The following is a 13,790-nucleotide window of genomic DNA, read 5'->3' as shown; positions in this document are numbered from 1 at the left end:
AGCAATGATCCCGCTGTCCTTCGTGCAACGACGCACATGGTTCCTGCACCAGCTGGAGGGTGCGGAGACCTGGAACATCTCCTCGGCGTTCCGGCTGACCGGGCCGCTGGACCGGGAGGCCCTCCTCGCGGCGCTCGGCGACCTGGTCGACCGGCACGAGGTCCTGCGCACCGTCTACCGCACGGACGAGGACGGAGAGCCGTACCAGGTGATCCTCCCGCTGGACGAGGCGCTGGCGCAGGTGTCCGTGCCGGTCGCGGACGTGGCGCCCGAGGGCGTCTCCGCCGCCGTCGACGAGACCGTCGCCCACTGGTTCGACCTGGAGACGCGGATCCCCCTGCTGGCCCGGCTGCTGCGCACCGCGCCCGAGGAACACGTCCTGGTCCTCGTCATCCACCACATCGCCTCCGACGGCAGCTCGGGCGCCCCCCTCGCCCGGGACCTGGCCACGGCCTACAACGCGCGCCGGGCCGGCCGGGCGCCCGGCTGGGAGCCGCTGCCCGTCCAGTACAAGGACTTCACCATGTGGCAGCGCGAGGTCCTCGGCGACCTCGCCGACCCGGAGAGCCTGGGCGCGCAGCAGGTCGCCTACTGGCGCCGCGAACTGGCGGGCGTGCCCCAGCCGCTCGACCTCCCGCTGGACCGGCCCCGCTCCGTGGAGGGCGGCACCGACGGCGACGCCGTCCCCATCCCCGTCGCCGCCGACGTCATGGCCGGACTGCAGAAGCTCGCCGACGGGCGCGGGCTGACCATGTCGATGGTCATGCAGGCCGCCCTCGGCGTCCTGCTGGGCAAGCTCGGCGGCGGCGAGGACATCCCCGTCGGCACCCCCATCGCCGGCCGCACCGACGAGGCCCTCAACGACCTCATCGGCTGCTTCGTCAACAACCTGGTCATCCGCATGGACCTCTCCGGCGACCCCACCTTCGCCGCCCTCCTCGCGCAGGTCCGCGACAAGGCGCTGACCGCCTACGAGAACCAGGACGTGCCCTTCGAGGTGCTGGTCGAGCAGCTCAACCCCGACCGCTCCGCCGCCTACCGGCCGTTCTTCCAGGTGATGTGCGGCTGGCAGAACACCGAGAAGTGGTCCCTCACGCTCGACGGCCTCGACGTCGAATACCGCCAGGCCCTCCTCGCGACCACCCAGGTCGACGTCTTCTTCAGCATGACCACCGGCGAGACCGGCGCCCTGCGCGGCGACATCTCCTACGCCACCCACCTCTTCGACCGGGACACGGTCGAGGACATGGCCGCCCGCTACGCCCGCGTCCTCCAGCAGCTCGCCGCCGACCCGCAGATCCGCATCGGCGAGGTCGACGTCCTCGTCGACGGCGAACGGGAAATGCTGCTGACCGAGGTCAACGACACCGCCGCACCCACCCTCGACGGCGGCATCGCCCAGGCCCTGCGCCGGCAGGCCGAGGCCGCCCCCGACGCCCTCGCGATCGTCGCCGAGGAGGAGACGCTCACCTACCGCGAGCTGGAGGCCCGCTCCAACCGGCTCGCGCGCTGGCTCGTCGGCCGCGGCGTGCGCCCCGAGTCGCTGGTCGCCGTCATCCTGCCGCGCACCGCGAACCTGCCGGTGGCCCTGCTCGCCGTCCTCAAGGCCGGCGGCGCCTACATCCCCGTCGACCCCGACCACCCGCGCTCGCGTACCGACTTCGTCCTCGACCAGGCGAAGCCGACCCTCGTCCTCGACGCCGACACCCTGGCCGCCGCCGACTGGGAGCACTGCCCCGACACCCCGCCCGAGGTGGCCGTCCACCCCGACAACACCCAGTACGTCATCTACACCTCCGGCTCCACGGGCACCCCCAAGGGCGTGACCATCCCGCGCGGCGCCGTCGCCAACTTCCTGGCCGCAGCCCGGCGCCGGTTCCCGCTGACCGCCGCCGACCGGATGCTGTTCAGCACCACCGTCTCCTTCGACATGGCCAACACCGAGCTCTACCTGCCGTTCGTCTGCGGCGCCACCATGGTTCTGGCGAAGAAGGAGACCGTCACCGACCCCGCCGCCATGACGGCCCTGCTGCGCCGCCACGCCGTCACCGTCGTCCAGGCCACCCCCGGCTTCTGGCAGATGCTCCTCGCCCACGAACCCGACGCCGCCCGCGGCCTGCGGATCATCACCGGAGCCGAGGCCGTCCCGCTGCGCCTCGCCGAGACCCTCGCCGAACAGGCCGCCGAGGCCGGCAACTGGTACGGCCCCTCCGAGACCACCACCTGGTCCACCACCGCCCCCCTCAAGGCCGGCGCGGGCGTCTCCATCGGCACCCCGATCGGCAACACGCAGGTGTACGTGCTCGACGCGCGGCTGCGCCCCGTCCCGCGCGGGGTCCAGGGCGAGCTGTACATCGCCGGAGACGGACTCGCGCGCGGCTACCAGGACCGTCCGGACCTGACCGCGGAACGCTTCGTCCCCTGCCCGTTCGGCCCCGCCGGCGCCCGCATGTACCGCACCGGCGACCTCGTGCGCTGGAACAAGACGGGCGCCCTGGAGTACCTCGCCCGCACCGACCACCAGGTCAAGGTCCGCGGCTTCCGCATCGAGCTCGGCGAGATCGAGCACGTCCTCGCGGGACACCCCGACGTGGCGCGGGCGGCCGTCGTGGTCCGCGAGAACCGCCAGGGAGACCGGAGCATCGTCGGCTACGTGGTCCCCGCCGCGGACGCCGCCGACCCCGCCGCGCTGCTCCCCGAGCTCACCGCGCACCTGCGCGGACGGCTCCCGGACTACATGGTCCCCGCCGCCCTGGTGCCCCTCGCCGAGATCCCGCTGACCCCCAACGGCAAGCTCGACCGGCAGGCCCTCCCCGACGGGCAGAACCCCGCCGCGGCCGCCGGCGGGGCCCCGCGCAACTCCCACGAGGAGAGGCTCGCCGCCGTCTTCCGCGAGCTGCTGGACCTGGAGCACGTCGGCGTCGACGACGACTTCTTCGCCCTCGGCGGCCACTCCCTGCTGGCCACCCGGCTCAGCGTCCGCATCCGCAAGGACTTCGACGTCGAGTTGCCGCTGCGGACGATCATCAAGTTCCCGACGGTGGCCGAGCTCGCCGCCCTGCTGCTCGCCGGGGCCGTCCCCGACGAGGTCGCCGACCCCTTCGGCGTCGTCCTGCCCCTCAACAGCGACCCCGGCACCGGCAGGAAGCCCCTGTGGTTCTTCCACGGCGGGGGCGGCCTGGGCTGGGCCTACTTCAGCTTCGTCACGCACGTGCAGGGCCGGCAGGCCTACGCCCTCCAGTCGCGCGGCGCCGACGGCCGGGCCCCGCTGGTGGAGTCCATCGACGAGATGGTCGACCACTTCATCGAGGAGATGCTCGCGGTCCAGCCCGAGGGCCCCTTCAACCTGGTCGGCTGGTCCTACGGCGGCACCCTCGTCCAGGCCGTCGCCGCGGGCCTGGACCGGCGCGGCCACGAGATCGCGCTGACCGCGGTCCTCGACTCCCAGCCGGGCGGCCAGGGCTGGTCGGACATCCACCGCAACAAGACGGTGGAGGACTACCGCGACGAGCTCGAGGACTTCTTCGGCCAGTACATCGGCACCGGGAACCAGCAGGAGTTCCTGGACAACATGTCGAAGGTCCTCGCCAACAACACCAATCTGATGATGGATTGGGAATCCCCCGTCTACGGCGGCGACATCGTCTTCTTCCACGCCACCCTCAAGGACGAGATGTACGCCCACCTGTGGCGCCCCTACGTCCTGGGCACCATCGAGGAGTACGACGTGGCGGCCACCCACCACGAGATGAACCTCCCCGGACCCGTGTCCGAGGTCTTCGAGGTCCTCAACGCCAAGCTGGCGGACCTGGCGTGACGCGCCGGTCCAGCCACGGAACCGATGATCGGAGCTGGTCGCGATGACGCGGACCACCCTGCTGTGCGTCCCGTTCGCGGGCGCCGGCCCCTCCTTCTTCCACCCCTGGCGGGAACTGGCCGCCGACCGCTGGCGCGTCACCTCGGTGGAGCTGCCGGGCCGCGAGCGGCGGATCCTGGAGGAGCCCTACCGCAACGTCCAGGAAGCCGCCAAGGGCGTGATCGACGGCGTCGTCGCCGACCTCGGCGAAGGCTCCCGGACCGTCCTGTTCGGCCACAGCCTGGGCGCCGTCCTCGCCTACGAGCTGGCCCACCTGCTCGGAGAGCGGGGGATCCACGTCGAACGGCTGGTCGTCAGCGGTTCCCCCGGCCCCTGGACCCAGCGCGAACGCCGCGCCGCCGGCCTGCCCGACGAGGAGTTCCTGGCCCGGGTCGAGGAGTTCGCGGGCTTCCGGCACGAAGCCCTGGACCACCCGGAGATGCGGGAGCTGATCCTCCCCGTCCTGCAGGCCGACTGCGAGATGCACGAGAGCTACGTACCGAGCACCGACGAACCGCTGGCGGTGCCGATCTGCTCGCTGCGCGGAGCCGACGACGGACTGGTCAGCGCGCAGGAGGCCCGCCAGTGGCGGGCGGCGACCACCGCCGCCTTCACCTGGGCGGAATTCCCCGGCGACCACATGTACCTGGTCGGCGCCGGCCGCGAGGTCCTCGACCTGATCGCCCGGCAGTCCCGCTCCGACCGGCAGTGACGTGCTCCAGCGCCGTGTCAGCGGCGTGACAGGTCGATGACAGGACCGAAGAGGAAAGTGGAGGCATGAGAAGCTCAGCGATCGCAGTTTCAGGGCTGCGTAAGGCATACGGTGACAAGGTCGTGCTCGACGGCATCGACTTCGACGTCGCCGCGGGATCGGTCTTCTCCCTGCTCGGCCCCAACGGGGCGGGCAAGACGACGACGGTCAACGTCCTGACGACGTTGATGAAGGCCGACGCCGGCACGGTGCGGGTCGCCGGGTACGACGTGGCCGCCGAGACCCGGCAGGTGCGCGGCGCCATCGGCGTGACCGGACAGTTCGCCGCGGTCGACGAGCTGCTGACGGGCCGTGAGAACCTGCAGCTGATGGCGGACCTGAAGCGCGTGCGCGACGGCGGCAGCCTGGTCACCGGGCTGCTGGAGCGGTTCGACCTGGCGGAGTCCGCGGACAAGCAGGCGTCCACCTACTCCGGCGGCATGCGCCGCAAGCTGGACCTGGCGATGACCCTGGTCGGCAAGCCGCAGGTGATCTTCCTGGACGAGCCGACGACGGGCCTCGACCCGCGCAGCCGGCGCACCATGTGGGGCATCGTCCGCGAACTGGTCGCCGAGGGCGCCACCATCTTCCTCACCACCCAGTACCTGGAGGAGGCCGACCAGCTCGCCGACCGGATCGCGGTCCTCAACCAGGGCCGCCTGGTCGCCCAGGGCACCCCCGAGGAGCTCAAGCGCCAGATCCCCGGCACCCACGTCCGGTTCCGCTTCGCCGACCTCGCCGGCCTCGACGCCGCGGCCCGGGTCCTCCTGGAGGCCACCCGCGACGACGAGGAGCTGACCCTGAGCGTGCCCGGCGACGGCGGGACCCGCTCGGTGCGGGCCCTGCTGGACCGGCTCGACGCCCACGGGCTCGACGCCGAGGAGTTCTCGGTGCAGCGCCCCGACCTCGACGACGTCTTCCTCGCCCTCACCGACCAGTCGGCGGGCGTCCAGAACACCAGCAAGGAGGCGATCGCACAGTGAGCACGGTCTCGACGCCGTTGGCCGACTCGGCGATCATGCTGCGCCGCAACCTGAAGCACACCGTGCGCAACCCCGTCACGGTCTTCAACGCGGTCCTGTTCCCCATCATCATCATGCTCATGTTCGTCGGGGTGTTCGGCGGCGCCTTCAGCGTCGGCGAGGACTACGTCGACTACGCCACGCCCGGCCTCCTCGTGATGGCCATCAGCTACGGGCTGGGCGCCACCGCCACGGCGGTGAACGACGACATGACCAAGGGCATCATCAACCGGTTCAAGACCATGGACGTCTCGCGCGGCGCCATGCTGACCGGTCACGTGATCATCACCTCGGTGCGCTGCCTGGTGGCCTGCGCGGCCATCGTCGGCGTGGCCTTCGCCATGGGCTTCGACCCGGGGGCCAGCGCGCTGGACTGGCTCGGCGTCGTCGGCGTCGTCGTGCTGCTGAGCTTCGCGGCCGGCTGGCTGACCGTCGCCACCGGCCTGGCCGCCAAGACCGTGGAGTCCGCGGGCCTGGCCACCGTGCCGCTGATCATGCTGCCGTTCCTGAGCACCGCGTTCGTCCCCGCCGAGTCCATGGGCACCGGCATCCGGCAGTTCGCCGAGTACCAGCCCTTCACCCCGATCATCGAGACGCTGCGCGGGCTGCTGAACGGCAACCCCTCGGGCGGCGACGCCCTCGCGGCCGTCGCCTGGTGCGTGGGCCTCGCCCTGCTCGGCTACGTCTGGGCGGTCTCCACGTTCAAGAAGCGGGCGTGAGCCCGGCCTGAGCGCCGCCACCACGACGGCGGCCGCCGGACCCCGACAGGGTCCCGGCGGCCGCCGTACGCGTTCCCGGGGAAGCCCGCCTCACCCCGCCAGGGCCGGACCGAACCAGGTGGTCAGGGCCGCCCGGAGCGCGGCGGTGTCCGGCTCGCCGCCGGCCTCCGCCGCCCAGGCCACGTGCCCGTCGGGCCGGACCAGCAGCGCCGCCGGAGCGGGCACCTCGCCGACCGGCGGCACGGGCCACAGCTCGTCCTCCGCGCGCGCCGCGACCAGGTCGACGCGCCCGGCCCAGCCCGCGGCGACCGCGGCGAGCCCCGCGCCGCCGCACAGGTCGAGCAGGACCGGCCGGCCGCCGTGCAGCAGTTGGTAGACGCCGACGACCCCCTCGTCCGTCTTCAGGTCGGCGTCGAAGACCCGGCGGCCCTCCATCGGGTGGTCCCCGTCGACGGGATAGCGGACGTCCAGCGCGGTCAGCATGTGCCGCAGGACCCGGTTGACGTCGTCGAAGACCATCAGCGAGCCGAACACCTCGCGCAGCGCGTCCGTCGCCGCACCGGGGCGGGCCAGGGCCGCCTGGGCCCGGGTGTTGTGCAGCACCCGCTCCCCGACCGGGTGGCGCTCGTCGTGGTAGCTGTCCAGCAGGCCCTCCGGAGCGTCGCCCCGGACCACCGAGGCCAGCTTCCAGCCCAGGTTGACCGCGTCCTGCACGCCCATGTTCAGCCCCTGCCCGCCGGCCGGGAAATGGATGTGCGCGGCGTCGCCCGCCAGCAGCACCCGCCCCGACCGGTACCGGTCGGCCTGCCGCGCCGCGTCGTTGAACCGCGACACCCAGCGCGGGGCGCGCATGCCGAAGTCGCTGCCCGCGACCCGGACCAGGGACTCCCGCAGCAGCTCGAACGTCGCCGGCTCGTCGCGGTCCGCGACCCGGTCGTACTCGGAGGTGATCACCCGGTACCAGCCCGGCTGGAAGGCGATCGCCGAGTAGTCGCCGCCCGGGGTGCGCCGCACCCACACGTAGTCCTCCGGCAGGCCGGGCAGTTCCACGTCCCCGATCAGCGCCGTCATCGTCGCCTCGGTGCCGGGGAAGCCGATGCCGGCCAGCTTGCGCACCGTGCTGCGCCCGCCGTCGCAGCCCACCAGGTAGCGGGCGCGCAGCTCCGCCGCCCCGTCGGCCGTCTCCAGCCCGACCGTCACCCCGTCCGCGTCCTGGCCGACCGCGCTCACCGCGGCCGACCGGCGCACCCGCACGCCGAGCTCGGCGGCCCGCTCCTCCAGCAGCCGCTCCACGGCGGACTGCAGGATCATCAGCGGATAGGGGTGCCTCGACTCCGACTCGTCGAAGTCCAGATACAGACCGGAGAAATGCCCGACCGGCTGCGGTTCCCCCTCCGCCAGGAACCGGTCGAGGATCCCGCGCTGGTCGAGCACCTCCAGGGTCCGCGAGTGGATCCCGCCGGCCCGGGACTCGCCGGTACGCGCCGGGAGCCGCTCCACCACCACCACGTCCACGCCCGCCAGCCGCAGCTCGCAGGCGAGCATCAGGCCCGTCGGCCCCGCGCCCGCGACGATCACGTCCGCGTCCGTACCCGTATGCCCCACGTCGTTCCCCCTCGTTCGACTGCGCCTCTAACGACGTTGAATCACCTTCACGTTCACTGAACGCGAATCAGCCGGTCAAGGAACGCCACTGCCGGGGCGGGGCAACCCGTGGGCGGACTTCCGCCGTCCCGCCGGCGGGACGGTCCCCGGGAACGGACCCCCGGCGCACTCTCAACCCCACCGGCCGGCGAGCGCCGGGACACCGCCGAAGCGGTGTGGGCGGACGGACGACCGCGCGAGACTCGGTCCGGCCGTTCGAGGAAGTGTCTCGCCGGCGGGACGGCGCGGCCGGGGGACCCCCGGCCGGCGGAGGAAGGACAGACGGGCAATGGGATCGTTGGGACAGGAAATCGCGGAGCTCTGGGGACAGCACCTGGGCGGCCGTGAGGTCGGTGTGGACGACGACTTCTTCGCGATCGGCGGCAATTCGCTGAGCGGCATCAAGATCATCGAGCGGGTGTCGGAGGAGTACGGCGTCCAGCTGTCCGTGCGCGACTTCTACCTGGCGCAGACCCCGGCCCGGGTCGCCGAGCTGATCGAGCAGGGCAGGACCGGGGCGTGAGGCTCACGCCGGGTCCCGCCCGCGACGTCGACCTCGCCGGCGTCGACCTGTTCGACCTGGACCTCTACACCTCCGGCGACCCCCACCCGGTCTGGGACGTGATGCGGGCCGAGGCCCCCCTGTTCCACCAGGTCCTGCCGGACGGCCGGGAGTTCTGGTCGGTCACCCGCTACGAGGACGTCCGCCGGGTCCTGTCCGACCACCGCGAGTTCACCTCCGAACGCGGCACCGTCCCCACCCACCTCGGCACGGACGACCCCGCCGCCGGCGTGCTGATGACCTCCACCGACCCGCCGCGGCACACCGAGGTCCGCCGCCCGCTCGGCTCCAAGCTCACCGCCCGCGCCGTCCAGGCCTGGGAGGACCGGATCCGCGCCACCGTCGTGCGCTTCCTCGAACCCGCCCTGGACGGCGCCGTCTTCGACCTCGCCGAGCAGGCCCTGCTGCTGCCCGCGCTGGTCACCGGCCCGCTGCTCGGCATTCCCGAGAAGGACTGGGAGGAGCTCGTCCGGCTCACCGCCATGGTGACGGCCCCCTCCGACCCGCACTTCCTCCTCGGCAGCGAGGCCGCCACCCTGGCCATCTCCCACCACGAGCTCCTCACCTACGTCCGGGACTGGGCCAGGACCCACCGGGCCTCCGGCGAGGAGGACGAGAGCCTGCTCCACCACCTCACGAGCGTCCGCCCCGGCGGCGAGCCGCTGTCCGACGAGGAGATCGCCCTCGACGGCTACAGCATCCTGCTGGGCGCCAACGTCACCACCCCGCACACCGTCTCCGGCACGGTCGAGGCGCTCATGGAGCGCCCCGAGCAGTACGCCAAGGCGGCGGCCGACCCCACGCTGGTCCCCAACCTCGTCGAGGAGGGGCTGCGCTGGACCTCGGCCGCCTGCAACTTCATGCGGTACGCGGTGGACGACGTCGAGATCGCCGGCGGCACCGTCCCGGCGGGCGGCGCGGTCGTCGCCTGGATCGGCTCCGGCAACCGGGACGCGTCCGTCTTCCCCGACCCGCACGCCTTCGACCTCACCCGGGCCGGCGCCAAACGCCACGGCGCCTTCGGCTTCGGCCCGCACTTCTGCATCGGCGCCCCCCTCGCCCGGATGACCCTGCGCGTCTTCTTCGAGGAGCTCCTCGCCCGCTTCGAGTCCCTCGAACCCGCCGGTGAACCGCAGCACCTGCGGTCGTACTTCATCGCCGGAATGACCCACCTGCCCCTCGTCGGCAAGAAACGGCGGACCCCATGACCACCGGCACCCCCACCGCGCCCTCGCCGTGGTTCGTCCGGCCGCCCTCCGCGGACGCCGCCGCCCGGCTGTTCTGCCTCCCCTTCTCCGGCTCCGGGGCCTCGGCCTTCAGCGCCTGGCCCGCCGAGATCGGCGGCGCCGAGGTCTGCCCGGTGCAGTTCCCCGGCCGCGAGAACCGGCTGGCCCACCCGCACTACGGCACCTACGAGCAGCTGGCCGACGGCCTCGCCGAACAGTTGGCACCGCTGCTCGACCGGCCGTACGCGGTCTTCGCGCACTGCGCCGGGGCGATCCCCGCCTACGAGACGGTGCTGCGGATCGCCGAGCGCGGCCTGCCCGGCCCGCGCTGCCTGTTCGTCTCGGGCCAGCCCGCCCCGCACGACGCCGCCCGCGACCGGATGCTCGGCCTGACCGAGGCCGAACTCCGCGACGAGCTGGAGGCGTTCGTCCGCGGCCGCGGCATCGAACCCCGTCCCGACATGATCGACCTGGGCATGTTCGTCCTGCTGCGCGACCACGCCGCCGCGGGCGCCTACCGGCGGACCGAGGCCGCCCCGGTGGACTGCCCCGTCGTCGTCCTGCACTGGCGGGAGGACTCCGACGTGAGCGCCGAGGACCTCGAAGGATGGCGCCGGTACGCGGACCGGGTCGAGTTCCGGGTGGTCGGCGGCGGCCACTACGGCTTCATGGACGCGCCCGCCGACCTGCTGGCCGCGCTGTCCCCGTCCCACTGGCGCTGACCCCCGGCGGCCGTCCGCCCCCGTCCGCCCCCGTTCACCCAAGCCCGCCCACGCTCGCCCCGGCGATCTGCCGAGAGAATCCGGAAGGGAACGTCTATGAGTGGCGCAGCCGCCGACATCGCCGTCGTCGGGATGTCGTGCCGGTTCCCCGGCGTGACCGGCCCGGACGCCTTCTGGCGCCTCCTGCACGACGGGGAGTCGACCGTCGCCGGCTTCCCGGCCGCCCGCCCGGCCGGCCCCGGCCGCGGCTCCCACCCGGACGCGGCCCTCCTGGAGCGGGGCTCCTTCCTCGACTCGATCGACGGGTTCGACGCCGCCTTCTTCGGCACCGGACCGGCCGAGGCCGCCGCCATGGACCCCGTGCAGCGGCTCGGACTGGAGCTGGCCTGGGAGGCCGTCGAGGACGCGGGCATCCCGGCGGAGACCCTCGCCGGCCGCGAGATCGACGTCGTGGTCGGCACCGCCCCGTCCGGGTACGACGTGCTGCGCCGGCTCTCCGGCAGCGACCGGGACGACCACTACGCCGCCATCGGCGCCAACGGGGCGATGATCGCGAACCGGATCTCCGCCCTCTTCGACGTCCGCGGCATGAGCTACTGCGCGGACTCCGGCCAGTCCTCCTCCCTGGTGGCACTGGCCCTGGCCTGCGAACGGATCCGCGCCGGCGCCGTCGACGCGGCCCTGGCGGGCGGCGTCCACCTGATCGCCGACCCGGAGGCCGGAGCGGCCCTCGCCAACCTGGGCGCCCTCTCGCCCGACGGCCGCTGCTTCACCTTCGACGCCCGGGCCAACGGCTTCGCCCGCGGCGAGGGCGGGGCGTTCGTCCTGCTCAAGCGGCTCGACCTGGCCCTCGCCGACGGCGACCGCGTCTACGCCGTGGTCCGCGGCTGGGGCGTCGGCAGCGGCGGCGCCTCCACCAAGATGCCCGACCCCAGCCCCGCCGGTCAGGCCGCCGCCGTCCGGGCCGCCCTCGCCCGCGCGGACGTCCCCTTCGACACCGTCGACTACGTCGAGGCCCACGGCACCGGCACCCGCATGGGCGACCCGGCCGAGGCGGCCGGGCTGCGCGAGGTGTTCCGGGAGACGGGCCGCGGCCGCCGCCTGGTGATCGGCTCGGTGAAGACGAACGTCGGCCACCTGGAGCCGGCCGCCGGGATCACCGGCTTCGTGAAGGCGGCCCTCTGCCTGGACCGGGGCCGGCTGGTCCCGAGCCTGGGCTTCCGCTCCCCGAACCCCGCCATCGAGGACTTCCACGAGCACTTCGAGGTGCTGCGGGCCGCCCGCCCCTGGCCGGAGGTGCCCGGCCGGCCGCGCCGGGCGGGGGTGTCGGCGTTCGGCATGGGCGGCACCAACGCCCACGTGATCCTGGAACAGGCGCCCCAGGCCCCGGCGCCGGGCCCGGCCGCCGACGGCGCCCCGGCCGCCCCCCGCGTGCTGCCGTGGGTGCTCACCGCCCGCTCCGAGCCCGCCCTGCGGGAACAGGCGGCCCGGCTGCGGGACCGCGTGGCCGCGGACCCCTCGCTCTCCCCGGCCGACGTCGGCCACTCCCTGGCCACGACCCGGGCCCGGTTCGAACACCGGGCGGTGGTCCTGGGCACCGGCCGGGACGAGGCCCTGGAAGCCCTCGGCCGGTTCGCCGAGGGCGGCGACCCGGCGCGCGTGGTGCGCGGGACGGCCGCACGCCCGGCGGGCCCGGTGGTCTTCGTGTTCCCCGGCCAGGGATCGCAGTGGCAGGGCATGGGCGCACGGCTGTACGAGGAGTCGGAGGTCTTCGCGCACTCGGTCGACGCCTGCGCGCGGGCCCTGGCACCGCACGTGGACTGGTCGCTGGTGGACGTGCTGACCGGCGCCGCGCCGGCCGCCGAGCTGGAGCGGATCGAGGTCGTCCAGCCGGCGCTGTTCGCCGTGCTGGTGTCCCTGGCCCGGGTGTGGGGCTCGCTGGGCGTGACCCCCGACGCCGTCATCGGCCACTCCCAGGGGGAGATCGCCGCCGCCCACGTGGCGGGCGCCCTGAGCCTGGAGGACGCGGCCCGGATCGTGGCCCTGCGCTCCCGGCTGCTGGCCGAGGTCGCCGGGCAGGGCGCCATGGCCGGGCTCCTGCTGCCCGAAGCGCGGGTGCGGGAGCTGCTGGGGAGGTGGGGCGGGCGGCTCGGGATCGCCGCCGTCAACGGCCCCAACTCCACCACCGTCTCGGGTGAGACGGAGGCGGTCCGGGAACTGGTCGCGGCCTGCGAGGCCGACGGCGTCCGCGCCCGCCTGATCAGGTCCACCGTGCCCGGCCACTCCCCGCTGCTCGACCGGTTCGAGGCGGAACTGACCGCCGGACTGGGCCGGATCACCCCGCTGCCCGCGACCGCGGCGATCCACTCCACGGTCACCGGCGGCCCCGTGGACCCGGCGGGGCTGGACGCCGCCTACTGGTTCCGCAACCTGCGGCACACCGTCCGGTTCGAGGCCGCCACCAGGGGCCTGATCGCCCAGGGGCACACCACCTTCGTCGAGATCAGCCCGCATCCCGTCCTCCAGGTGGCCATCGAGGAGACCGCCGAGGCGCTGGGGGCCTCGCCGGTGGTGACCGGCACCCTGAACAAGCACGACGGGAGCACGGGCAAGGTCCTGGAGTCCCTGGCCCAGCTGCACGTACGGGGCGTCCCGGCGGACTGGCGCGCGGTGTTCGCCGCCGACGGGCCGCGCCGGATCGCCCTGCCGACCTATCCGTTCCACCGCAGGCCGTACTGGCTGACCGCGCCCGGTGAGGAGACCGCCGCCGACGGACCCGGCGCGGCCGCCGGGACGGCGGCGGCCCCGGCGACGGAAGCGGCGGCCCTCACCCTGGTGTGCGCCGAGGCGGCGGCCCTGCTGAGCGCCGCCCTGGGCACGGACCTGACGGGCGCCGCGCTCGCCGCGCGGGCGGGCGACACCTTCAAGGACCTGGGGCTCGACTCCGCGACGGCGGTGGCCCTGCGCAACCGGCTCGCGGCCGCGGCCGGGGTACGCCTCCCGGCCACCGTCGCCTTCACCCACCCGACCCCGCGCGACCTCGCCCGCCACCTCTTCTCCCTCCTCGCCCCCGAACCGCCCGAGCTGCCGGAAGCGCCCGGAGCGCCCGAGGCACGCGAGGCGCCCGGGGCACGCGAGGCGCCCGGGGCACGCGAGGAACCCGGCGGCGTGCGGACGGAGGAGACGGCCGGCCCGGACGGCGGCCCCAGCGACGACGACCTGTACGCGCTGATCGACCGCGGCTACCTGTAGCCGCACCGGTACTGCTGAGCAACGGTTTGGGGGAGG

The 13,790-nt window shown here is 73.9% G+C and carries 9 protein-coding genes; 8 read left to right on the top strand and 1 reads right to left on the bottom strand.

Annotated elements, in window-relative coordinates; translation table 11 throughout:
• Positions 1 to 4: 4 nt before the first annotated feature.
• The 4 genes from ACFVXK_RS05945 to ACFVXK_RS05930 all read left to right on the top strand — a co-directional run bounded on the left by ACFVXK_RS05945 (position 5) and on the right by ACFVXK_RS05930 (position 6,348).
• Positions 5 to 3,817, top strand: coding sequence for an amino acid adenylation domain-containing protein (locus ACFVXK_RS05945; protein WP_389610299.1), 3,813 nt, complete (start codon positions 5 to 7; stop codon positions 3,815 to 3,817).
• 43 nt (positions 3,818 to 3,860) lie between these two features.
• On the top strand, positions 3,861 to 4,568 hold the full coding sequence (locus ACFVXK_RS05940) for a thioesterase II family protein (protein WP_389610298.1): 708 nt from the start codon (positions 3,861 to 3,863) through the stop codon (positions 4,566 to 4,568).
• A 65-nt stretch (positions 4,569 to 4,633) separates the two neighbouring features.
• Positions 4,634 to 5,590: an ATP-binding cassette domain-containing protein gene (locus tag ACFVXK_RS05935; RefSeq protein ID WP_389610297.1), complete on the top strand. Its 957-nt coding sequence runs from the start codon at positions 4,634 to 4,636 to the stop codon at positions 5,588 to 5,590.
• Positions 5,587 to 6,348: an ABC transporter permease gene (locus ACFVXK_RS05930; protein WP_389610296.1), complete on the top strand. Its 762-nt coding sequence runs from the start codon at positions 5,587 to 5,589 to the stop codon at positions 6,346 to 6,348. The genes ACFVXK_RS05935 and ACFVXK_RS05930 overlap by 4 nt, the downstream gene beginning before the upstream one ends.
• Positions 6,349 to 6,438: 90 nt before the next feature.
• On the opposite strand, the gene ACFVXK_RS05925 is transcribed toward ACFVXK_RS05930, so the two are convergent.
• Positions 6,439 to 7,953: an FAD-dependent monooxygenase gene (locus ACFVXK_RS05925; protein WP_389610295.1), complete on the bottom strand. Its 1,515-nt coding sequence runs from the start codon at positions 7,951 to 7,953 to the stop codon at positions 6,439 to 6,441.
• 328 nt (positions 7,954 to 8,281) lie between these two features.
• Here ACFVXK_RS05925 and ACFVXK_RS05920 point away from each other — a divergent pair, with 328 nt between their 5' ends.
• The 4 genes from ACFVXK_RS05920 (at position 8,282) to ACFVXK_RS05905 (ending at position 13,754) form a co-directional block, all read left to right on the top strand.
• Positions 8,282 to 8,515, top strand: coding sequence for a phosphopantetheine-binding protein (locus tag ACFVXK_RS05920; protein WP_389610294.1), 234 nt, complete (start codon positions 8,282 to 8,284; stop codon positions 8,513 to 8,515).
• On the top strand, positions 8,512 to 9,762 hold the full coding sequence (locus ACFVXK_RS05915; protein ID WP_389610293.1) for a cytochrome P450: 1,251 nt from the start codon (positions 8,512 to 8,514) through the stop codon (positions 9,760 to 9,762). Before ACFVXK_RS05920 ends, ACFVXK_RS05915 begins: the two co-directional genes overlap by 4 nt.
• A complete protein-coding gene (locus ACFVXK_RS05910) occupies positions 9,759 to 10,502 on the top strand; it encodes a thioesterase II family protein (protein ID WP_389610292.1) in 744 nt (247 codons plus the stop codon). Before ACFVXK_RS05915 ends, ACFVXK_RS05910 begins: the two co-directional genes overlap by 4 nt.
• Positions 10,503 to 10,598: 96 nt before the next feature.
• Positions 10,599 to 13,754: a type I polyketide synthase gene (locus tag ACFVXK_RS05905; protein ID WP_389610291.1), complete on the top strand. Its 3,156-nt coding sequence runs from the start codon at positions 10,599 to 10,601 to the stop codon at positions 13,752 to 13,754.
• The last annotated feature ends 36 nt before the right edge of the window (positions 13,755 to 13,790 follow it).

Origin of the sequence: Streptomyces sp. NPDC058157, from assembly GCF_042884105.1 — a bacterium.
GTDB lineage: Bacteria > Actinomycetota > Actinomycetes > Streptomycetales > Streptomycetaceae > Streptomyces.
The sequence above is the reverse complement of the archived record's forward strand: the minus strand, read 5'-3'. Positions and strand labels throughout refer to the sequence as shown.